Origin of the sequence: Streptosporangium sp. NPDC023615, from assembly GCF_040640155.1 — a bacterium.
In the GTDB taxonomy this organism is placed as follows: domain Bacteria; phylum Actinomycetota; class Actinomycetes; order Streptosporangiales; family Streptosporangiaceae; genus Streptosporangium.
In genome coordinates this window covers 42,654-65,673 of sequence record NZ_JBFABE010000021.1, presented here as the reverse complement: position 1 = coordinate 65,673, position 23,020 = coordinate 42,654, and the positions used below count along the sequence as shown (strand labels likewise).

The 23,020-nt window shown below is 75.5% G+C and carries 13 protein-coding genes; 8 read left to right on the top strand and 5 right to left on the bottom strand.

Annotation, left to right across the window (positions count from 1 at the left end; genetic code table 11):
* The first annotated feature begins 8 nt into the window (after nt 1-8).
* Nucleotides 9-2,423: a polysaccharide lyase 8 family protein gene (locus AB0G16_RS17460; protein ID WP_362805626.1), complete on the top strand. Its 2,415-nt coding sequence runs from the start codon at nt 9-11 to the stop codon at nt 2,421-2,423.
* A gap of 65 nt (nt 2,424-2,488) precedes the next feature.
* Here the strand turns inward: AB0G16_RS17460 and AB0G16_RS17455 are convergent, their stop codons facing one another.
* Complete coding sequence (locus AB0G16_RS17455) at nt 2,489-4,024, bottom strand: LCP family protein (protein ID WP_362805624.1); 1,536 nt, start codon at nt 4,022-4,024, stop codon at nt 2,489-2,491.
* 139 nt (nt 4,025-4,163) lie between these two features.
* Between AB0G16_RS17455 and AB0G16_RS17450 the strand changes: the two genes are divergently transcribed.
* Nucleotides 4,164-5,057, top strand: a complete 894-nt coding sequence (locus AB0G16_RS17450) for a crotonase/enoyl-CoA hydratase family protein (RefSeq protein WP_362805622.1) — start codon at nt 4,164-4,166, stop codon at nt 5,055-5,057.
* 5 nt (nt 5,058-5,062) lie between these two features.
* Nucleotides 5,063-6,106 (top strand): alpha/beta hydrolase, encoded by a 1,044-nt coding sequence (locus AB0G16_RS17445; RefSeq protein ID WP_362805620.1) that lies wholly within the window; start codon nt 5,063-5,065, stop codon nt 6,104-6,106.
* 130 nt (nt 6,107-6,236) lie between these two features.
* Here the strand turns inward: AB0G16_RS17445 and AB0G16_RS17440 are convergent, their stop codons facing one another.
* A complete protein-coding gene (locus tag AB0G16_RS17440; RefSeq protein WP_362805618.1) occupies nt 6,237-7,751 on the bottom strand; it encodes a prolyl oligopeptidase family serine peptidase in 1,515 nt (504 codons plus the stop codon).
* Between the two features lie 139 nt (nt 7,752-7,890).
* On the opposite strand from AB0G16_RS17440, the gene AB0G16_RS17435 reads away from it, so the two are divergent.
* From AB0G16_RS17435 to AB0G16_RS17415, 5 genes are all read left to right on the top strand, one after another.
* Nucleotides 7,891-9,018, top strand: coding sequence for an exonuclease SbcCD subunit D (locus AB0G16_RS17435; protein ID WP_362805616.1), 1,128 nt, complete (start codon nt 7,891-7,893; stop codon nt 9,016-9,018).
* Nucleotides 9,019-13,215 carry an AAA family ATPase gene (locus tag AB0G16_RS17430; protein ID WP_362805614.1) on the top strand — a complete coding sequence of 1,399 codons (4,197 nt, stop codon included), beginning with the start codon at nt 9,019-9,021 and terminating at the stop codon, nt 13,213-13,215.
* Nucleotides 13,216-13,572: 357 nt separating this feature from the next.
* Nucleotides 13,573-15,252, top strand: a complete 1,680-nt coding sequence (locus AB0G16_RS17425) for an MDR family MFS transporter (protein WP_362805612.1) — start codon at nt 13,573-13,575, stop codon at nt 15,250-15,252.
* 64 nt (nt 15,253-15,316) lie between these two features.
* Nucleotides 15,317-15,685, top strand: coding sequence for a VOC family protein (locus AB0G16_RS17420; protein WP_362805610.1), 369 nt, complete (start codon nt 15,317-15,319; stop codon nt 15,683-15,685).
* 363 nt (nt 15,686-16,048) lie between these two features.
* Complete coding sequence (locus AB0G16_RS17415) at nt 16,049-16,567, top strand: crosslink repair DNA glycosylase YcaQ family protein (protein ID WP_362805608.1); 519 nt, start codon at nt 16,049-16,051, stop codon at nt 16,565-16,567.
* A 180-nt stretch (nt 16,568-16,747) separates the two neighbouring features.
* On the opposite strand, the gene AB0G16_RS17410 is transcribed toward AB0G16_RS17415, so the two are convergent.
* The 3 genes from AB0G16_RS17410 to AB0G16_RS17400 form a co-directional block, all read right to left on the bottom strand.
* Nucleotides 16,748-19,843, bottom strand: coding sequence for a chromosome partitioning protein ParA (locus AB0G16_RS17410; RefSeq protein WP_362805606.1), 3,096 nt, complete (start codon nt 19,841-19,843; stop codon nt 16,748-16,750).
* 384 nt (nt 19,844-20,227) lie between these two features.
* Nucleotides 20,228-21,640, bottom strand: a complete 1,413-nt coding sequence (locus AB0G16_RS17405) for a hypothetical protein (protein ID WP_362805604.1) — start codon at nt 21,638-21,640, stop codon at nt 20,228-20,230.
* Nucleotides 21,630-22,847 (bottom strand): hypothetical protein, encoded by a 1,218-nt coding sequence (locus tag AB0G16_RS17400; RefSeq protein ID WP_362805602.1) that lies wholly within the window; start codon nt 22,845-22,847, stop codon nt 21,630-21,632. Before AB0G16_RS17400 ends, AB0G16_RS17405 begins: the two co-directional genes overlap by 11 nt.
* Between the last annotated feature and the right edge of the window lie 173 nt (nt 22,848-23,020).

Sequence of the window (23,020 nt, the reverse complement as noted above, 5' to 3'; positions counted from 1 at the left end):
ATCCGGGGGTGAGCGGATGTTCCAGGCGGTCGCTTCTCCGGCTCGGCGGGGCCGCCGCGGCCGGAGCGCTGATCCCGGCCGAGATCGCGCGCGTCACGGGCCTGTCCTCGCGCACGCCGGCGGTCCGGCCCGTACCGGCGGGCTCCGCACCGTCGCGGGACGGCGCCCCGGGCGCCCCCGGCGCCCCCGCTACCCCCGGTGTCCCGGATGTCTTCGCCCTGTTGCGCGACCGATGGCGGGACGTCACGGCGGGGTCGGGCTTCGACGCCTCGGCCGAGCCCTACCGGACCCGGCTGGCGAGACTGGGCGGGACCGCGGCGCGGTACCGGGACACCATGGCGCCGGCCGCCTCGTCGCTCTGGCCCGGCCTGCCGTTCCCCTCCTTCACCGCCACCCCGGCGCGGCTGCGGAGCATGGCCCGCGCGTACGCCCTGCCCGGGACCGGCCTGACCGGTGACGCGGACCTGGCCGCGGCCGTCGCGGCCGGGATCGACCACTACCGCCGCCGGGTGTACGCCGCGGGCGCGGAGGCGACGGGCAACTGGTGGGACTGGCAGATCGGCGTGCCCCGCAGGCTCCTGGACGCGGCCGTGCTGATCGGCCCGCACCTGACCGAGCGGGAGAGCGGACCGCTGCGGCGGGCGGCGGAGCACTTCGTGCCCGCGTGCCGCCTGCGCGACTACGACGGCACCAGCACCGGCGCCAACCGGGTGGACCTGTGCGTCGTGACGCTGCTGCGCGCCGTCCTCGGGTCCGACCCGGGAGGGGTCGCGCTGGCGGCCTCGGCGCTCTCCCCGGTCTTCCCCCACGTCGAGGAGGGCGACGGCTTCCACCGGGACGGCTCGTTCCTCCAGCACACCTCCGTCCCCTACCAGGGCGGCTACGGGGTGGTTCTGCTGTCGGGCCTGGCGACACTGTTCGCGGTGCTGCGCGGCTCGCCCTGGGAGATCGCCGACCCGGCCAGGCAGGTCGTCCTCGACATGGTCGAGAGGTCGTTCGCGCCGTTCGTCCACGACGGCTTCTGCATGGACCTCGTCGCCGGCCGGGGGATCGGCAGGCGGCCGTACGGCGACCACGACAGGGGGCGCGGGATCGCCCTGTCGATCCTGCTGCTGGGCGAGGCGGCCTCGGCCGCAGAGCGGGCCCGCTGGCGCTCCATGGTCAAGGGGTGGGCGCTGCGGGACGTCCACCGGCCCATGCTCGCCGCGGCCGGGCGCGACGACCTGGGAGCCCACGCCCGCCTGGCCGCCGTCCTGGACGACGACGCGATCCCCGCCGCAGCCGAGCCCGCCGGGCACCGGCTCCTGCCGGCGAGCGCCCGTGCCGTCCATCGCCGGCCGGGCTGGTGCGCGGCCCTCAGCATGGCCTCGGACCGGGTCGGCCACTACGAGCACGGCAACGGCGAGAACCTGCGCGGCTGGCACACCGGCTCGGGAATGCTCTACTGGTGGGGTGAGGACCACGGCGACCAGTACTCCGACTCCTTCTGGTCCACGGTCGACCCCTACCGGCTGCCGGGCACGACCGTCTCCACCCGGCGGCTCGCGGACGGCGCCGGCGGGGCGTGGGGGGACACCCGCCCCCCGGTCCGCTGGGTGGGTGGCGCCACCGACGGCGTGTACGCGGCGGTCGGCCAGCACCTGAACGGCCTCGAAAGCACGATGGAGGCGTTCAAGTCGTGGTTCTTCCTCGACGACGCCGTCGTCTGCCTGGGTGCCGGGATCACCGGCGAGGACGGTGTGCCCGTCGAGACGATCGTGGACAACCGCAGGACCGGCGCCCCCCTGACCCTGGACGAGGAGGCGGGCTGGGCGCACCTGGAGGGGCACGGCGGCTACGTCCTGCCCTGCGCCTCGGGGTTGCGCACACTGCGCGAGAGACGCGCCGCGGACGGGACGCGGGCGGAGGCGGGGACGGGGACGCCTGCGCGCGACTACACGACCCTGTGGTTCGACCACGGCGTCGACCCCGTCTCGGCCGGGTACCTCTACGTGCTCCTGCCGGGGGCGAGCCTGGCCGCGACCCGGTCGCGGGCGGCCGGCCCCGGCTGGATGAGGGTGCTCGACAACACCGCCCGGCGGCAGGGGGTGCGGGTCCCCTCGCTCGGCCTGTCCGCCGTCGTCTTCTGGAACGGCGGGGCCGTCGGCGGCCTGGCCGCCTCCGCGCCGTGCGCGCTCCTGGTCCGGGAGGCGGACGACGGTACGGCCACGCTGACCGTGTCCGACCCGCGACGCGACCTGGACACCCTGACCGTGACGTGGGACCGGCCGGTGACCGGGGTGCTGCGCGGTCACGGGCTGCTGACGGGCGCCACGACCGGCGCCGGTCTCACGCTCACCTTCGGCAGGGCGGCCCTGCGGGACGGGGGCTCGGCGACGGTCACCGTACGGCTCGGTGGAGGGCCGACGGCAGGCGGCCGGTGACGGACGCGCCGGACCGGACGCGCCGGGCCAGGCGCCCGGCGAGCGCCGGTACCCGGGCGCGACGCTCAGGCGCAGCCCTCGGTGATGCCCTTCGCGGCGGACGGGTCCGGCTTGGCGGTGGCGCTCGCCCGGGGACGGGGGGTCCGGGCGGACGCGGTGCCCTCGCCGGTCCCCGGGCCGCCGGTGGCCGTCGCGGTGTCCCCGGTTCCGGGCGTGGCGGCGAGGGTGGTCCCGGGTGTGGCCGAGGGGGCCGCGGTGGCGGTGAGCGGGCGCTTGGGGGCGGCCGAGGCGCGCAGGGCCTTCGCGGTGACCTTACGGATCTTGTCCCAGTCGGGGTAGCCGGTGTTGATCAGCGGCGGGACGAACTGGACGCTGGTCACCTTCGCGTTCTTCACCTTCAGCACCAGCGGGACGAGGTGCTCCAGCATCGGGCGCGGGATGTCGGTCCTCAGCAGTTCCTTCGTGGCCGTCGCGACCTGGTTGAGCCGGGACAGCACGGTCGCCGGGTCCGCCTGGGACAGCAGGGCGCCCAGCACGCAGCGCTGACGGCCCATCCGGGTGTAGTCGTCGCTGTTGGTGCGCGAGCGGGCGAACCACATCGCGTCGGCGCCGCGCAGGCGGCGGGTGCCCGCCTTGACCAGGCCCTCGTTGTACCTGCCGAAGACCACGTCCTGGGGCACGGTCAGCGTCACGCCGCCGATCGCGTCGATCAGCCGGGCGAAGCCCCACATGTTGACCAGGGCGTACCAGTCGATCTTCAGCCCCAGCGTGTACCCGACCGTGTCGATGAGCGTCCTGGTGCCCTGGTGCCTGCGCCCCCCGAAGATCTCCGGGTGGGCGTCGGCGTACTCCCAGACCGCGAAGAGCAGGTCCTCGCGCGAGCCGTCCGGGTTGACCGGCAGCCGGAAGCCGTCGGGGAAGCGCCTCGCCATGGGCGAGCCCGGGACGAAGCGGACGTTCTCCAGGTTGCGCGGCAGGCTGAGCAGCACGGTGTTGCCGGTCCGGACGTCCACGCTGGCCACGTTGATGCTGTCGGTGCGCACACCCTCCCGATGGGTGTCGGCGTCGCCGCCGAGCAGCAGGATGTTCACCCGCGAGCGGCCCGACCACGGATCGTCCGGCTTGCCCGTGCCACCGCCGCCGGGACCCGGCGTGGAGGGGGCGTCGAAGATGTCGGTGACCGCCGACTGCGACACCGCCGCGGACTGCCCGACCAGACCGAAGGGCAGCAGCACGGTCACCGCGAGCAGACCTGCCAGGCTCCCCGCGACCGCCTGCCCGGCCCTGGGCAGGCGGCCGGGGTTCATCACCGTGAACGAGTGCACGATCAGCGCGAACCAGGCGAGACCCAGCACCGCCGAGGCCGCGATGACCATGGTCACGTTCGAGGAGGAGGCGGCCAGTTGCCCGGCGAGGGCGCCCAGGTCGGAGGTGAGCACCACCCAGAGCAGGGCCAGCAGCAGCACGGCGTACCCGGACAGCAGGGCCAGGCCGGTCCTGCGCCATCCCGCGCGCAGGTGCGCCGCGCCCGGGGCGACGGCGGCCAGTGCCGTCCAGCCGATGACCGCCCCGACTCCGGACGGCCGTGGTCTGTCCCGCACCTGCCCCCCGTTTCCTCGTCCGTCACCGTCGCAGAGAGATATTAGGGGGGTGAAACACCGTCGTGAGCGACAAGTCGGTGAACAACTCAAGAAGCTCATACGGACTTATCGGGCTTTTTCTCTGGAATAAGATTCGGTCATGGCCTTCACGGAGATCCAGTACGAGGTGGCGGATGGCGTCGCCACGATCACTCTCGACCGCCCGCACCGCCTCAACGCCTTCACCTACGTCATGCGAGGCGAGCTGATCGACGCCTTCGACCTGGCCGACGCCGACGACGGGGTGCGCGCCGTCGTCGTCACCGGCAGGGGCCGCGCCTTCTGCGCGGGCGCCGACCTCTCGGGCGGGGGAGAGACCTTCGACCACCGCAGGACCGGCGAGATGTACGCCGGGCGGGACACCGTCGACGGCTCGCCCCGCGACGGCGGCGGCACGGTCGCGCTCCGGATCGCCAGGTCGCTCAAGCCGGTCATCGCCGCGATCAACGGCCCGGCCGTGGGCGTCGGGGTGACGATGACGCTCCCGATGGACATCAGGCTCGCCTCCGACACCGCCAGGTTCGGCTTCGTCTTCGCCCGCCGCGGCATCGTGACCGAGGCCGCCTCGAGCTGGTTCCTGCCCCGCCTGGTCGGCATCTCCCAGGCCATGGAGTGGGCCGCGACCGGCAGGGTGTTCCCCGCCGACGAGGCGCTCCGGGGGCGGCTGGTCTCCAGGGTCCTCGCCCCGGACGAGCTGCTCCCGGCCGCGTACGCGCTCGCCCGGGAGATCGCCGACAACACCTCCGCCGTCTCGGTCGCCGCGATCCGCCGGCTGATGTGGTCGGGCCTGTCGGCCGCCTCCCCGTGGGAGGCGCACCGCGCCGACTCGATCCTGATGAACGCGCTCGGCTCGGCCCCGGACGCCGCCGAGGGCGTCACGGCGTTCCTGGAGAAGCGGGCGGCGACGTTCCCGATGAAGGTCTCGGGAGACCTCCCCGAGGCGGTCCCCTCCTGGCCGGACAACCCCTACGAGCGGCCCGACGAGCGACACTGACCGTCATGTCCGACCTTCCCGCCCCTGGCGTGCCCGCCCCTGGCGTGCCCGCCCCTGGCGTGCCCGCCCCTGGCGTGCCCGCCCCCGACGTGCCCGCTCTCGACCGACCCGCCCCCGACGTTCTCGGCCACGGCTACGAGCTCACGGTCCTGCCGATGGCCGACGACCACGAGGGGCCGGTGGTGGCCTCGCTGGTGCGGCGGCGCGCCACCGGACCCGCCCGCGGAGCCGTGCTGTACGTGCACGGCTTCACCGACTACTTCTTCCAGACCCACCTGGCCGACCACTTCGTCGCCCGCGGCTTCGACTTCTACGGCCTCGACCTGCGCAAGTACGGCCGCTCGCTGCTGCCGCACCAGACCCGCGGGTTCGTGCGCAGCCTCACCGAGTACTTCCCGGAGATCGACGAGGCCGTACGGGTCGTCCGCGAGCGGGACGGGCACGAGCGGGTCGTCCTCAACGCCCACTCCACCGGGGGTCTGATCGCCCCGCTCTGGGCCGACCGGGTCCGCGGCCGGGGACTGGTCCAGGCGCTGGTGCTCAACAGCCCCTTCCTCGACCTCAACGTCCCGTCCCCCCTGCGGGCGGCGGCCGACCTGCTGGGCGGCCCGCTGTCCAGGCTGCCGGCCCGCGCCGTGCTGCCCCTGACGCCCGCCACCGCGTACGGCGCGAGCCTGCACCGCACCCACCACGGCGAGTGGGACTTCGACCTGGAGTGGAAGCCCATCGGCGGGTTCCCGGTGCACGCGGCCTGGCTGGCGGCGGTCCGCCGGGCACAGCGCAGGCTGCACGGCGGCCTGCGGGTGGACGTGCCGGTGCTGGTGCTGTGCGCGGAGAGGGGGCTGCGGCTGCGCGCCTTCGCCCCGGAGGCGCGCGGCGCCGACGTGGTGCTCGACCCCCGGCAGATCGCCCGCTGGTCGACCAGCATCGGCTCGCACGTGACGTGCGTGCGGGTCGCGGGCGGCATGCACGACCTGGTGCTCTCGCCCGCGCCGGTCCGCGAGCGCGTGCTCGCCGAGATCGACCGCTGGCTCGGCGGCCACCTCTGACCCGGCTCCCCGTGAACGGGCGGCGCCAGCCGTCCCGCCGGTGGCCCGAGAGGGCCCGAGGGGGCCCGCGCGTCGCCTTCCGCGACCCGAGGGGACCTGCGCGTCCCCCGCGACCTGAGCGGCCCTGGTTCTACAGCGGGAACGAGAACAGGCCGTAGTAGGCCGCGGCCACCAGCAGCAGGCCGTTGCCGCCCAGCGCCCCGGCGACGGCGAAGCTCTGGGCGCGCGTGGGCTGCCAGCCCTCGCGCATCCCCTCGACGACGGCGGCCACGCCCGTGACCTCCTGAAGGAGCATCAGCAGCGCCAGGATCCTGATGACCAGCCACCCGGCGAGCACCGCCGGCCAGGCCCCCGCCTGGTTGACCGAGAACAGCACCAGCAGGACGATGAACGCCAGCACCGAGACCAGCAGCCCGACCCCGGTCCACGCCATCCGGCGGAACCGGCGCCGGATCGGCGGCCAGACGCGGGCGTTCGTCTCCGCCGCCGGCCGGCCGCGCAGCCGGGCGGCCATCTCCGCCACCGGGGCGACCACGTAACCGACCGCGGCCAGGCAGAGCGCCAGCCCGATGACCGTCCCCCCGGCGTACCAGGGGGCGGCGGGCACGTCGCTGGCCTCCAGGCGCTGGACAGGCGTGGCGCCGGCGATGTGCACCGACGGCGTGGCCGTGCCCGGCAGGCCCCGGATCCAGTTGGCGAGCGTCTGCAGGTAACCGGGCGCGAAGGCGCCGCCGCGCAGGCGCATGCCGTGGTCGGCGCCCTCCAGGTAGCGGATCGTGTAGTCGCGGTTGCCCCCCTCGGTGAGCGCGCCGGTCAGGGTCATGCTGCTCTCCACGAACGGGATCGACGGATCCCGGGTGCCGTACAGCGCGAGGACCGGCTGCCGCACGCCGCGCAACGCGGGCAGGCCGTCGTAGCGCAGGAAGTTCATGTCGACGGAGCCCATCGCCCGGATGAGCAGCTCGCGCACCCCCGGCGGGGCGTGCAGCCGCTCCAGCTGCTCGCCCAGCGCCCACGTCACCTGCCGCACGGGGGAGACGTTGGGCGCCGAAACCAGCACGGTGAACCCGACCTCGTCGCTCTCGGTGGCGGCGATGGGCACCACCCAGCTCCCCTCGCTCACCCCCCACAGCCCCACCCTGGCCGGATCGACGTCCGCGCGCCCGCGCAGCTCCCGCAGGACGCGTACGGCGTCGCTCGCCAGCAGGGCGAAGTCGCGGTTCCGGAAGTCGTAGCCCACGGTCCGCTTGTCGTAGGCGAGCGTGACGATCCCGGCCTTGGCCAGCCACTCGGCCTGGGTGGTGAAGTCGCCGCGCGCCCCGGCACCGGCCCCCTGCACGAAGACCATCGCCGGGTGCCGTCCCGGCGTGAGCGGCGCGCGGATCGTGGCCCGCAGCCGCGTGCCGTCCTCGGCGACGACGGTGACGTCGCGGGTGCTGATCGGCGCGGTCGCGGCGACCGGCGCGACCTCGGCGGACGGCTGCGGGGGAAGGGTCTGGAAGACCGGGTCGGCGCGCAGCGGGGTCGGGTCGAACGGCGGTGGCAGCGTGTAGCCCACCGTCGCCAGGGCGGCCAGGATCAGACCGGCGGCGACGCTCAGAACGCCACGGCCGGCCTGCAGGCCGATCCGGTCCTCGCTCGTCACTGCCTCCGCGCCCGCCGCTCTCCGGTATGGTTCCCCTCGATCTTCAAGCCTACTCAGGTCCGGAAACCCCACGGATACGGGGGATCCGTGTAACGCCAGTGGCCACATTTGTCGCTGGGTCCTGTTAGCTTCGTGCGACATGCGGGTGCTGCACACATCGGACTGGCACCTGGGCCGCTCGTTCCACCGGGAGAGTCTCCTGGCCGCCCAGGGCGTCTTCGTCGACCACCTGATCGAGACGGTCAGGTCGGAGCGGGTCGACGTGGTCGTGGTCTCCGGAGACGTCTACGACCGGGCGCTGCCCTCGGTCGACGCGGTCGAGCTGTGCAACCAGGCGTTGAGCCGGCTGGTCGACGCCCGCGTGCGCACCGTGCTGATCAGCGGCAACCACGACTCGGCGCGCCGCCTCGGCTTCGGCGCCGAGCTCATCGACGCGGCCGGCGTCCACCTGCGCACCGACCCCGCGCGGGTCGGCGAGCCGGTCGTCGTCGACGACGTCGCCTTCTACGGCATCCCCTACCTGGAGCCCGAGCTGGTGCGCGTCGCCTGGGAGCTGCCCGAGCGCACCCACACCGCCGCGATCGGCCACGCCATGTCGCTCGTCCGCGCCGACCTGGCGCGCCGCTCCGGCCGGTCGGTGGTCCTGGCCCACGCGTTCGTGACCGGCGGGCACGGCAGCGACAGCGAGCGCGACATCAGCGTGGGAGGCGTCGCCCACGTTCCGGTACGGGTCTTCGACGGCGTCGACTACACGGCGCTGGGCCACCTGCACGGCCGTCAGCGGATGAGCGACACCGTCCGCTACTGCGGCTCCCCCATCGCCTACTCCTTCTCCGAGGCCGGTCAGGTGAAGGGCTCCTGGCTGGTCGACCTCGGCCCCGGCGGGTTCGAGGACGCCACGTTCGTCGAGGCCCCGGTGCCCAGGCCGGTCGCCCGCCTCACCGGCCGCATCGACGACCTGCTCGCCTCGCCCGAGCACGCCCGCCACGAGGACCACTGGCTGCAGGTGACGCTCGTCGACCGGATCCGGCCCAAGGGGGCGATGGAGCGCCTGCGGGCCCGCTTCCCACACACCCTCGCGCTGTCCTTCGAACCCGAGGGCGGCCCGGACGACGTCGTGACCCGTCCCCGGGTGGCGGGGCGCGCCGAGATCGACGTCGCCCTCGACTTCGTCCGCGAGGTACGCGGCGAGGCCGCCGACCCCGAGGAGACCCGGCTGCTGAGGGAGGCCGTGGAGGCGTCCCGCGTCAAGGAGGCGATGGCGTAGATGCGCCCGCACCGTCTGTGGATCAGTGCGTTCGGCTCGTTCCCCGGAGAGGAGCAGGTCGACTTCGACGCCCTCACCGAGGCCGGGCTCTTCCTGATCCACGGCCCCACCGGCGCGGGCAAGACCACCGTGCTCGACGCGCTCTGCTACGCCCTGTACGGCAGGGTGCCCGGCAGGCGCGACAGCGCCAAGAGCCTGCGCTGCGACCACGCGCCCCCCGGCCGCGGGCCCAGCGTGGCGCTGGAGGTCACGGTCAGGGGCCGGCGGCTGAAGATCACCCGGTCGCCGGCCTGGCAGCGGCCCAAGCTCAGGGGCACCGGCACGACCAGGGAGAACGAGAAGGCCCTGCTGCAGGAGCTGTCCCCGGGCGGGGAGTGGGTGGGGCTGACCACCCGGATCGACGAGGCCGGGGAGTTCGTCGGCACCCTGCTCGGCATGAACGCCGAGCAGTTCCTCCAGGTCGCGATGCTGCCCCAGGGGGACTTCGCCAAGTTCCTGCGCTCCGACGGGGAGGATCGCCGGAAAGTCCTGGAGCGCCTGTTCTCGGTGAAGATCTACGCCACCGCCGAGTCCTGGCTCGCGGACAGGCGCACCGAGGCGTTCCGTGAGCAGCAGGCCCTGCGCAGGGAGGTGGACTTCGCGGTCAAGCGCATCGAGGAGGCCGCCGGTCCCGCCCTGACCGCCGCGCTCGGGACCGGTACGGAGTCCCCGGCGGAGGACGCGGGGGTCTTGTTCGAGGTCGCGGCGGGGTCGTCGGCGGATTCGTCCACCGGGTCGCCGGCGGAGTTCTCGGTGGAGGACGACCCGCTGGGCTGGGCCCGCGCGCTGGAGGGGCTCGCGAGCCGGGAGGTCGCGCGGCTGGACCTGGGGGACGCCGGGAGCGAGGCCGCCGTACGGCGGGCACGCGAGAGCCTGGAGACCGGCGCCGCGCTGGCCGACCGGCGCCGGCGCCACGCCGATGCGCTGGTCAGGAGCCGGGCGCTGGAGGAGACCGCCGAGGAGCGGGCGCACCTGGAGGCCGTCCTGGAGGAGGCGACGGCGGCCGACCGGGTGCTGCCGCTGCTCCAGGAGGCCGAGCAGCGCGCCGCGGCCGCGTCCAAGGCCGAGGACCTGGCCGCCGACGCCGTCGCCCGCGCCCTTCCCCTCCTCGACGCCACCTCCGGCGTTCGCGACGCCTCCCCGGCCCTCCTCGACACCGACCGCGACGCCCGCGACGTCGTCAAACCCGCCCGCGACACCGGCGGGGCCGTCTCCGGCACCGGCGGGGCCGTCCATGAGGCCGACGACGCCGACGCCGACGAGGCCGCCGACGAGGCCGCCGGCGCCGGTCGCCGTGGCGCCGTACTCGGGCACCTGGCCGCGCTGGAACGCGACCGGCAGAGCGAGATCACCCGGCTGGGGGAGCTGCGCGCCGAGGAGACACGCCTGGCGGAGATCGAGCGGGAGCGGGAACGGGCCGGTCACGAGATCGCCGAGCTGACCGCCGCGCAGGCCGTGGCGGACGCCCGCCTCGAGGTCCTCCCGGATCTGCGGCGCGAGGTGGACGAGCGCCTCACCGCCGCCCGCCTGGACTCCGCCCGCGTCCCGGCCGCCGAGTCGGCGGTGGAGACCGCCGTCACCCGGCTGCGGGCCGCCGAGCAGCGCGACCGCCTCGCCGCCGGGCTGGCCGCCGCCCGCGCCGACCTCGCCGCCCGCCTGAGCGCCCTCCCGTCCGGTCTCGACGGGGAGCTCGGCGACGGGCTCGACCCCGGACCCCACGAGGAGACCTCCGAGGACCGTACGGCGGACGGCACCCCCGGCCGGGGGCGGGCTCCGGCAGGATCGACGGGCGCGGCCGGAGCCGGGGCGGAAGCGGGAGGCACGGCCGGGGTGGGTACCGGCGCGGACGCCGGCCCGTCCGGCGAGCCGGACCGGCTCCGCGCGATCCTCGCGGCCCTGGAGAGGGAGCGCCGGGAGGAGCTGGCCGGGCTGGAGGGGCTGCGGACCGAGGAGGCCCGCCTGGCCGAGCTCGGCGCCCGGCTCGACGAGCTCGACGCGGAGCTGGGCGAGGCCGCCCGTACCGAGGCCGGGATACAGGAGAGCCTGCGGGGGCTGCCCGCCGCGTCGGCGGAGGTGGCCGCCCGCCTGGAGAAGGCCAGGACGGCCGCGGCGAGCACCCCGGCGGCGCGGTCGGCCGCCGAGGCCGCCGGCGTGGTGCTCGGCGCGGCACGACGCCGCGAGGTGCTCCGCGCCGAGCTGGAGACCGCCCAGGCCGCCCGCACCGAGGCCGTCGATCTCGCCCAGCGGCTGCGTGACCGGCACCAGGACATCCGGCAGGCCAGGATCGACGGCATGGCCGCCGAGCTCGCCGCCAAGCTCGTCCCGGGCGAGGCGTGCGTGGTCTGCGGCTCGCCCGAGCACCCGGCCCCGGCCGCCGCCGCCGACGAGGCGCCCACCGCCGAGGACGAGCGCGCCGCCCAGGCCGACGTCGAGACGGCCATGGAACGGCGCCGGGCCGCCGAGACCGACGTCACGGCCCTCTCCCTTCGTCTGGAGGAGGCCGTCGCCACGGCGGGGGAGCGGACCGCGCAGGAGGCCGAGCGAAGCCTCGCCGAGGCGGAACGCGAGCTGGCCGCCCTTCTGGGGACGGCGAGGACCGAGGAGTCCCTCGCGGCGGAGGCCGCGCGCCTGGCCGCCGAGCTGGACGCGGCCAGGGAGGCGGCCGCCGAGGTCGCCCGGCGCCTGGCCGAGGGCCGGGCCCGCCACGCGGGCGGACAGGCCGAGCACGAACGCCTGACCGCCCGCCTGGACGCCGCCCGGGGAGCCGACCCGACGGTCCAGGCCCGCCGCGACCGGCTCGCCGCGGAGGCGGCGCTGCTGTCCGCCGCCGTCGGCGCCGCGAGCCGCGTCGCCGAGGCCGCCGCCGCCCACCGCGAGGCGAGCGGGCGGACCACGTTGAGCGCGCACGACGCCGCCGCCGAACTCGCCGAGGCGGAGCGGGCGCTGGCCGCCCTTCGGGATTCGGCGGGCGCCGAGCCGGAGCTGTCGGCGCGGGCGGGCGAGATCGCCGCCGAGGCCGAGCGGCTCCGGGAACGCTCGCGGGAACTGGCCGTCGCGCTGGCCTCCCGCCGTACGGACGCCGAGAGGCTCGGCGCCGAGGCCGGGCGGCTGGCACGGCGCATCGACGAGGCGCGCGGCCAGGACGCGTCGCTCTCGGCCCGGCTGGACCGGCTGGCCGACGAGGCCGCGCTGCTCAGGGAGGCCGTCGAGGCGGTCAGGGACGAGCGTTCCACCGCCGCCGAGCTCGCCGCGGCCCGCGACCGGGCCCTGTCCGCCGTCGTCGAGGCGGGGTTCCTCGGCCTGGAGGACGCGCTCGCCGCGGTCCGTCCCGCCGCCGAGCGGGAGGCCAAGAGGGCCCGGCTGCGTGAGCTGGCGACCGAGAGCGCCGCGGTCGCCGCGACGCTCGCCGACCCCGAGCTGGTCGCCGCCGCGGCCGAGCCCGAGCCCGACCTGCGGGCCCTGCGCGAGGCGCGGGACGCCGCCGACGCCGCCCACGCCCGCCTGCTGTCCGAACGCGGCCAGGCCACCGCCCGCCTGAACCGGCTGGCCGCGCTCCGCGCCGAGCTGGACACCTGCCTGGAACGCTGGCGCCCCGCCGCGGACCGGCACCGGCTGGCCGAGGGGCTCGCCGCGCTGACCGGCGGCAACTCCACCGACAACCGGTGGAACATGCGGCTGTCGTCGTACGTGCTCGGCGAGCGCCTGCGGCAGGTGGTCGAGTCGGCCAACGAGCGGCTCGACCACATGTCGGGCGGGCGCTACCTGCTGGAGCACAACCGCGACCGTACCGCCGGGGACCGCAGCAGGTCCGGCGGCGGCCTGGGCCTGCACGTCCTGGACAGCTGGACGGGGGTGGGCCGCGACCCGGCGACGCTGTCGGGCGGGGAGAGCTTCATCACCTCCCTGGCGCTGGCCCTGGGCCTGGCCGACGTGGTCACCGCCGAGGCCGGGGGAGCGGACATCGGCACGCTCTTCGTCGACGAGGGCTTCGGCACCCTGGACGAGGACACCCTCGACGGCGTGCTGGACATCCTCGACGGGCTGCGCGACGGCGGCCGGGCGGTCGGCATCGTCAGCCACGTCGCCGAGCTGCGCACCCGGGTGCCCGCCCAGCTGCGCATCCGCAAGGAGCGCCGCGGCTCGACCGTCCGCCAGTGATCCGCCGGGCCGCTCCCCGCCCCGCCGCGAGGTCGGAGTCGCCGCCCGGACGCGGGCGGGCTCCGGCACGGCACACGGTACGGACCACGGCGCGGACGGTGTGACGGCGCGGCCCACGCGGACGGGGTGGACGTGGAGTACGGGGCGGCGATGAGCACCGAGGATCGGACCGGATGCTTTCGCGACGGAGTACCCCGGCGCGGGGGCGGCCGGACGGGGCATGGGACACTTTCACCGACGACGGGGCGCGTTGTCGCCATCGCAGCCCGTCGGCGCGGAACGATCGTGTTCCGCGCCGCGCCTCCTGCCGCCGTCACCGCCGCACAGAGCGCGCGGAGACCCGCGGAGACGTCTCTCGTGGATCATTCCCCTGTCGTGCCCGGCCTCCCCGCCGGGGCCGACGCCCTTCTCCCGCCGTCCGCCGTCCCGGCGCCCCCCGCCCTCCCGGCCGGAGCCGCCGACCCGGCGCCCGGCACCGTCCCGCCAGGGAACGCCACGGCGAGGGCGGCGACCACAACGACCACTGCGAGCGCGGGGGACACCGTTCCCGCTCCCCGGCTCTGGCGGGTCTTCGTCTGCCTGCTGCTGGTGACGTTCCTGGCCGCGCTGGACCAGACGATCGTCGCGACCGCCCTGCCCACCATCGTCGGAGAGCTCGGCGGCCTGGAGCACATGTCCTGGGTGGTGGCCTCCTACGCGCTCGCCGCGGCCGTGGCCATGCCGGTGTTCGGGAAGCTCGGTGACGCCCTAGGGCGCAAGTCACTGCTGCTCGGGTCGATCGTCGTCTTCCTGGCGGCGTCGGTGTTCTGCGGGCTGGCCCAGGACATCGTCCAGCTCGTCCTGGCCCGGGCCCTGCAGGGACTCGGTGCGGCGGGGCTGATGATCCTGTCGCAGGCGGTGGTCGCCGACCTGGTCCCGCCGCGCGACCGGGGCAGGTTCCTCGGCCCGCTGGGCTCGGTCTTCGGCATCGCCACCGTGATCAGCCCTCTCGTCGGGGGGACGCTCACCGACGGCGCCGGCTGGCGCTGGATCTTCTGGCTCAACCTGCCGCTGGGCATCGTGGCGTTCGTGCTGGCCGTCACGTCGCTGCGGTTGCCGAAGCGGCGGCTCTCGGCCCCCCTGGACGTGACGGGCACCGTGCTGATGACCGTCACGACGACCGCGCTCGTCCTGATCGGCACCTGGGGCGGCACGCTGTACGGCTGGGCCTCCCCGGTGATCCTCGGCCTGGTGGCGTTCACCGTGCTGGGAACGTTCCTGTTCGTCCTGGCCGAACGCCGCGCCGCCGACCCGCTCATCCCGCTCGGCATCCTCGCCGACCGCACCGTCCTGGTCGCCGGTGGGCTGAGCCTGGTGGTCGGGGCCGGACTGTTCAGCGTGGTCAGCTACGTGCCGTCGTACATGCGCATGGTGTACTCGATGAGCGCCACCGAGGCGGGTCTGTTCCTGGTGCCGCTGACACTCGGCCTGCTGGCCACCAACGTCGGCACGGGCTTCCTGATCAGCAGGTTCGGGCGCTACAAGATCTTCCCGATCGCGGGCACCGCCCTGGCGGCCGTCTCGATGCTGCTTCTGGGGTCGATGACCACGCAGACGCCCGCCTGGGCACTGGCCGTCTACCTGGTGCTGCTCGGCCTCGGGGTGGGCTGCTTCATGCAGGTGTCGATCACCGCGGTGCAGATCGCGGTACCCCAGTCCTCGGTCGGCACCGCCACCTCGACCGTCGTCTTCGTCCGGGAGATCGGGGTGACGGTCGGGGCGGCGGTGATCGGTTCGGTGTTCGCCGCCCGGGTGGCCGCCGCGCTGGGACCGGTTCTCGGCGGGGCGGGGGACCCGTCCCGCCTGACCCCGGAGGAGGTCGCCATGCTGCCTCCTGCCGGTCGCGCGCTCGTGGCCACCGCGTACGCCGACGGCCTGGTGCCGATGTTCCTCTGGCTCGCCGGGATCTTCGGGGCGGGGCTGGTGCTGGCGCTGCTGCTGAGGGAACGCCCGCTCACCGGGACCCCGGGGCCGGACGAGGGCGGCGAGGCCGCATAGTCGTGATCTCCTCGGGCACCACCCCCTCATGCGTGGACGATCAGGGTCTCAATCGTGGGGTGTGGTGCTCGACGCGCCCGAGGCGGGGGCGCTCGCACGGTTCTACGTGCGCCTCCTGGGATGGAGGATCACCGCGGAGGAGCCGGAATGGGTGGTGCTCATGCCCCCGGAGGGCGTCGCCTACCTGGCCTTCCAGACGGAGTCGAAGTACGTGCCGCCGGTCTGGCCCTCCACCGACGGCCGCCGGCAGATGATGATGCACCTCGACCTGGAGGTCGGCGACCTCGAGGCCGCGGTCGCTCACGCGGTCGAGGCGGGGGCGACGCTCGCCGACCACCAGCCGCAGGAGACGGTACGGGTGCTCCTCGACCCGGCCGGACACCCCTTCTGCCTCTACACGGACACGTCGTCCCCGGGCGGAGAGCCGGGCTGACGACCGGCCGGGGCGGCGGGTGGCGCCGTGGTGCGGGGGCCGATGATCGCCGAGGTGACCGCCGGATGGCCGACGACGAAGACCCGATGCCGGGGCCGGGTGGGTGATCGGTGCGCCCCGGTCGGGTCGTTCGGGCGACCCCGGTCACCCGGGCGACCCCGGTCACCCGGGCGACCCCGGTCACCCGGGCGACCCCTGGTCGGCGTCGCGCGTCCTCACCCACCTCGGCGCCACCGCCGACATCGTGCGCGGCGTCAACGGCGCCCGCTGGTACACCCTCGCGGCCGCGCTGGACCCTGATGCGGCACTGGCTTCGACGACGTCCCCGCCCCCACGGGCGCCGCCGACGGCTACCGGGAGATCGTGCGCCGCTGGCTGTACTCGTTCGGTCCCGGCACCGTGGACGACCTCGCGTGGTGGCTGGGCGCCACCAAGACCGTGGTGCGGACGGCACTGGCCGGGCTCGACGCGGTCGCGGTCTCGCTCGATCGGGGCGCCACCGGCTGGGTACTGCCCGACGACCTCGACGAGACCCCCGAGCCCGGCCCGTGGGCGGCGCTGCTGCCGGTGCTCGATCCGACCGTCATGGGCTGGCAGGGGCGCGACTTCTACCTCGGCCCGCACCGCGACCGGCTCTTCGACCGCCGGGGCAACGCCGGGACGACCGCCTGGGCCGACGGCCGGGTGGTGGGCTGCTGGGTGCAGGACGACGCCGGTGTCGTACGGGTGCGGCTGCTGGAGCCGGTGCCGGCCGCCGCGCGCCGCGCCCTCGACGCCGAGGCGTCGCGCCTGACCGAATGGCTCGGCGGCTTCCGCGTCCCGAGCGTCTACGGCTCGCCCGCCATGCGATCCGACCTTTCCGACACGACGGCCCCGCGATAGCCGCGGGCGACGCCCCCGATGCCCTCGGCGTCCCATCCCACGGTGAACCCTCCCCTGTCCGGCCGGTCGTTCCCACCGTCTCACCACCGGGCTCGCCACCCGGCCACCGGGCCCCGGCCCGGCCCGCTCCGGGACGGGCCGGACGGGAACGTCCCCGGACCGCGAGGCCCGGAGGCCGCCTCACCGGCCGACCGCCGCGGCCAGGGCACGCACCCGGGCGGCGTGGCCGTCATGGCCGATGATCACCGGCGGCTCGTTGTACGGCATGGCGTCGGAGGAACGGCGCAGCTTGACGTACTGCCCGCACGCGTCGACCGCGTAGGGCTCCATGTCGTCCTGGAGCGCGCCGATCACCGTGATCCCGTACGTCTCGCCGATCCGGCGGAACAGCGCCACGGCCTCCCTGCGGTGCTCCTTGCCGAGGTTGCGGCCCAGCTCGTCGAGGACCAGGCACAGGTGCCCGCCGCCCGAGGACGCGATCGCCGCCGCGCAGACCAGCTTGACCGCCTTCTCGTCCATCAGCGCGGTGTTGGCCCGCCGGTCGTACGGCACGAAACCCTGCCCCTCGCCCCGGCGCCACTTGGGGGTCACCCGCCAGGCCCAGCGCTGCTCGGGGTCGGCGGGGGCGGGCGGCACCGGGAACTCCAGCGTCGCCCCGTACCCGCCGTAGGAGGTGTCGAGCCTGTCGAACTCCTCCGCCACCCGGGCCAGCCGCGCCCTGATCGCGGCGGTCAGCGCGGCCCGGTGCGCGGCGGTGGACCGGGCGGCCTCCTCGGCCCCCCGCGCGGCGGCGGTCAGGTCGCGCTGCCGGGTGACGATCTGCGTCTCGATCTGGCGCCGCCGGTGCCGCTCGTACTCCTCCTGCCCGCGCAGGTAGGAGGCGAGCGCCGAGCAGACACCGGGGAACGTCGCCTGCTCGCGCGCGGTGCGCCCGGCCCCGGGAGCGGCCCGCTCCCTGACCAGGAAGCGCAGCTCCTCGGGCATCTCCTCGTCCTCCCCGGGGAAGGTGTCGCGCAGCGCCTCGTCGAGCCGCCGCTCGGCGGCCCGCCACCACTCCTCGGCCGTCAGCGGGCGCTCCTGCTCGTCGAGGGCGTCCAGCCAGTCGCGCGCCCCCTCGGTGGTGCCGCCCCACTCTCCGGCCAGCGCGTCCAGGCCGAGCGCCTCGCGGTCGGCGGTGATCCGCGCCGCCTGCTCCGCGGCCTGGTCCCGGTCGGCCTCGTGCCGTGCCCGGCGGCCCTCCAGCCGCTCGACCTCCATGGTGCGCGTGCGGGCCCGGAAGTCCAGCGAGCTCACCCCGCGTTCCGCCTCGCCCACCTTCGGCGCGATCGCGGTCAGCGCCTCGGCCAGCTCGATGAGCGCGTGCCGGCGCTCGGACAGCCGCCGCTCGATGTCGGCGAGCTGCAGGGCGGCCCTGGCCCCCTCCAGTCGCCTGCCCGCCTCGGCCACCGCGTCCTCGGCGGCCCGCACGGCCGCCGACGCACTCTCCTGGACGTCCCGTGCCCGATGCAGGCGCTGTTCGGCGGCCTTGATCCTGGCCTCCCTGCCGGTGACGGCCACCTCGAACGACCCCACCACGGTCACGCCGGCGGCGCTGACCAGCACCGAACCGGGCAGCGCGTCCAGCGCGCGTGCCGCGGCCTCCAGGTCGGCGGCGTCGACGATCACCGTGTGCTCGTGCGGCCACCCCCGGCCCCCCGGTACGGGCACCGTCCGGCCGCCGCCGCCACCGTCGCCACCGCCGTCGGCCGCTCCCTGGTCACGCGCCTGCTCGGCGACGTCGATGGCGTCGAGCAGCCCGGTGGCCCCCACGCCCGCCCCGGCGAGCGCGTTGAGCTGGGCCGCGGCCGGGCCGCCCTCGGCGTCGTCCAGCGCGGCCCTGGCCCCCTCGCTCTCACGGTCGGCCACGCCCAGCGCCTTCAACGCCTCGTTCAGCCGCGTCCTGGCCCCGGCCAGCTCGGCTGTGGCCGTGGTCACGTCGCGTCCGTCGGCCAGGCGGCGCTGCTCCTCCAGGCCGGGGATCCAGCCGCGCAGCTCGTCCACGGAGTTCTCCGCCACGGCCCGGTCGGCGTCCAGTTTCGCCGCGTGCGACTGCAGGTCGGAGAGCTCCCTGCGGGCCTGGGCCAGGCCGCGTTCGAGCGTGTCGTCCTTGAGCGTCGCGATCTCCGCCCGCACCTCGGCGATCGCCTCGCCGGCACGGGCGCCCGCCGCGCGGACCCGCTCCAGCTCCACCGCCAGCGCCTCGTCCCGCCGCGCCGCGTCGGCGAGCCTGCGCGCCAGCCGTCCCCGCCAGCAGCGCAGTGCGTCGGCAAGCCGGACGCGGGCCCGGTCGCGCCGGTCGAAGGTCTCCAGGAGGGTGCCGGACTCGTCCTCGAACTCGCGGAGCAGCTCCATGGCCCGCGTCGCACGCACCCGCCGGGCGTGCTCGTCGCGGCGGGCCTCCCGCTCCTGGTCGAGCTCGGCGTCCAGGCCGGTCAGCGCGGCGATCGCCTCGAAGACGCGTTCGGGGGAGATCTCGTTCAGCGGCTGGGAGAGCAGGTTGGTGGCGACCTTGCTCCGCACCGAGGTGGACAGGAACGACACGCACCTGACCCGGTCGCCGTACAGGAACCTCGTCAGGTCGCGCGCCACCACGTCGCGTCGGCCGGCCGAGCGGGGCAGCGCCGCCCAGAGCTCGTCCGCCCGCGCCACCCGTTCCGCCTCCGAGGCGGCCGAGGCCAGGTGGATGCCGGGAACCCACCGGATCTCCAGGTGCGGCGCCTCCTGGTTGACCCGCAGCCACACGGTGACCGCGTCCAGTGACGCCTCGGGCGATTCGTCGGGCGAGGCGTCGGGCGAGGCGTCCTCACGCGCGGGAGCGTCATGAGGAGCATCGTGGGAGGCGTCGTGGGAGGCGTCGTGCCGAGGGGCGTGGGACGCGTCGTGCGCCGGATCGGCCGGTGCGAAGACGCCGATGATGTAGCCGTGGTCGGCGCTGGCCCAGGTCCGCCCGCCGCCGCCCGCGGCGAGTTCGGCGTTGAACAGCAACTCCGCCACCGACTTGGCGCCGGAGGCGAAACGCCACTGCTCGTCCCCGAGCAGTGCCGTGATCATCGCGATGAACGACGACTTGCCCGCGCCGTTGGAGTCCTTCGGTCCGGCGCCCGCGATCACGATCAGGGTACCCGGCACGGTCGGCACCGGATGGGTCGACAACCGGGAGATGTTGACCGGCTGCACGGCGACCAGCACCCGGTCGCCCACCACGTTCTCCGTCGGCGCGCCCGCCCGGACGTCCACGGAGACCAGGGTCGCCTGCGTCCCGGCCGAACTCCCGGAGGCGCCGGGAATCCCGGAGGTTCCGGGGATCTCATCCGGACCGGGGCCGCCCTCGGCCGCCGGGGCCGAAGCGGCCCCGGCCCCGGGGGTGCTCCCACCGGGGGACGCGGTCCTCGCTCGGCTCCCGCGTGAGCCTTTCGCGGCCTGGTTCCGCTGGTCGGTCAACCCCGTTCCCCTCTTCCATCGTGTTCGCGCTCCTGCGTCATGTTCAGGGCATGGGAGCACACCTCGGTGGCGCTCACCGGGTGTCGTTCGTTCCGGTACGTCGCCCGGCGACCGTCGTCACCCGTCTTCATCCGTCGTCATCCGTCGCCGTCACCCGTCGTCATCTGGCGTCGGGCGGTGTCACCGCCGGCCCGCCCGTACGGCCGCGGCCAGCGGCGTGTGCGGTCCCGCGGCGAGGATCAGCTCCTCCTGCAGGCGGCGCCTGGCCTGCGGGGTCAGCCGGTGGAACTGGGGACCCGGCACGTAACCGCCGGCCTCCTCACCCGCCTTCACCTGGGTCACCAGCCCCGCGTGCCGCAGGACGCGCAGGGCGGCCTCCAGCTCACCGATCGGCAGCCGGGTGTGCCGTCGCAGCTCGTCGGCCTGGGCCGGGAACGGCGACAACCAGCTGTCGGCCGGAAGGAGCCCGTCGGCCCGGGGGATGGCCACCGAGTGGACCAGCACCAGCACCAGCACCGCCCGTTCGGCCTCGCCAGGGATCGGGACCGCCTCCCCGGCCACGGTGTCCGCGTACCCCGACGTCCACGTCTCGCGCTCGTGGATCAGGACCCGGCCACGGCGTTCCAGCATCCGGGCGAGCGTGTGGCGCGGCGCGGGCTCCCGCAGCGCCGGGAAGCGGGCCTCGTGCACGGGCTCGGCCGCGTGCTCGACCGCCATGAACGCCGCCACGATCTCGGCCCTGCGCCGCTCGTCGAAGGGGCCGAGCAGGTCCTCGTCCATGTTCTCGGGGACGGTGACGCTCGCGGCGGCCTCACCCTCCTCGGCGCCGGACCCGCGGGGATCGCTCCCCGCGTCTTCCGGACCACCGGGCTCGCCGAGGCCGCCGCCGTCACCGCCGCCGCCGCCGTCACCATCGTCGCCATCGTCGTCGCCGGTGACGGGAAGGATCGCGAGACCGTTCCGTTCCCCGGCGCCCGAGGGCAGGCGGCGCATCAGCTCCCGGAGCTGGGCGTGCGACGACGCGGGCCACGAGGCGCACCGCGGTCCGAGCCGGACGTGGCCGCCGGAGACCTCCAGCCAGGCCGAGTCGTGCAGGCGGCGGAGCGCGCCGATCGCCCAGTTGCGCATCAGGTCGTCGTCACGCCCGATCAGCGCCCGGTACGCCGACAGCACGTCGTCCGTCGCGGCCGGGACACCGGGCCAGGGATCGGAGGCCAGGTCGGTCCAGCAGCAGCGCAGGGCCGCGGCCAGCACCCGCCGGGTCTCCCCGGATCGTTCCACCGCGACCGGGGCGACCTGGTACTCCTCCAGGAGCGACGGGGTCGCGCCGTCCGGCCAGACCGGCAGCGCCAGGCCCGTGCCGTCACCGCGCCCCAGCCGCGCCATCCCCGGCGGGGCGGGCAGCCCGGCGCCGAGCCGGATCGGACCGCCCGCGCGGGCGCGGACGTGCGCCACGTCGGGCCGTTCGGGCACGGACGCCGCCGTGCCGAACGCGGCGGACCCGTCGGACATGGCGAACGCGTCGGACGCGTCGGACGCGTCCGCGGTCCCGGTGGCCTCGGTGGCCGCGGTGGGGGGCGGATCAGTCGGCACCGCCGGTCCTCTCCAGGCTGCCGTGGGAGAGCCAGGCGGGCTCGGCCGCGGGGTCGGCGGTGAGGCCGTCGGACCAGCGCAGCCGGTACGGGGAGTCGGGGCGCAGGTCGGCCGCGACCAGGTCGGCCAGCAGGCGGCGGGCCGAGACCCATTCGCCGTCGGCGGTGAGCAACTGCTCCAGCCGGGCCGAGGAACCCCCCGCCAGCGCGGCCTCGGCCACGGCGGTCAGGTGGTCGAGGCCGCCGGTGCCGGGGTCGTAGGTGTCGGCGGGGCCGGGGTCGGGCAGGGCCGAGCGCGGGGGATTCGGCTGGGCGGGCGCGGGGCGCGGGCTCTCGTCCACGGCGCGGACGATCGCCGCCGGATCGTGCCAGGGGGCGGGGGCGTCGAAGACGAAGCCGTCGAGCACCGAGGCCAGGCGCTCCCTGCCCGAGGTCTGGGCGAAGGTGCGCCAGGTCTCCGCGGGCAGGAGCGTCAGGTTCCTCGTCGTACCGGCCGAGTCGGCCAGGCGGCCGGCGGCGCGGCGCGAGGCGTCGCTGTAGGAGTAGATCGCGGCGCGCAGCTCGGTGCAGGTGCGGTCCAGGTCGGGCCAGCGGTTCAGGATGGTGCCGTGCAGGCTCTGCGCCCGCCGGGTGATCTCCTCGGTGCCCCAGAGCTTGGGCGCCTGCTCGCGCAGCTCCTCGATGGTCCCGCCGGTCAGTGTGATCAGCTCCAGCGCCCAGAGCCGGAAGGCGCGGGAGAGGTTCTGCGCGCTGGTGCGGGCCTCCTCCATCGTCGTGGCCGGATCGGCCACGTTGAGGTCCTCCAGCGCGAGCAGCCGGTGCATCTCCGACTGGCCGCCGTCGTCCATCATCCGGCGGATGAACATCAGCCCCACCACGCTGGTGAACGACGCGCGGTAGCGGAGCTGGTTGGGCTTGGGGAACACCTCGCGGATCGCGCCGAGGCCGCGCAGCACGCGGAGCCGGTTCTCGAACCGGTCGAGCGGGTAGGCCCGGCAGACGTGGCGCATCTGCTCGTGGGTCAGCCACTCCTCGCCGGCCTCGGCGAACGCCGCGAACAGCGTCTCGGCGATGTCGACGAGCGCCGGGTCGTCCACCACCGCGCCGCTGTCGCGGGCGAGCGCCGCGAACATGCGGCGGTAGGTCGAGAGCACGGCCTCCTCGGTGAGGGCCGAGTCGAGCGTGATCTCGTGGTTCGTCTCTGGCACGCGCCCTACCGTAAGGCCTGCGCCCGACATTCCTGACCCGCACGGCGGGACACGCACCCGGGCCGCACGTCTCCCGGCGGAGCGCGACCTCACCGGCGCGGGTACGGAGCGGCGCGGGTACGGAGAGGGCGGGACCGACGCCGGCCGGGTGACGGGGAGATCCTCGGGAACGC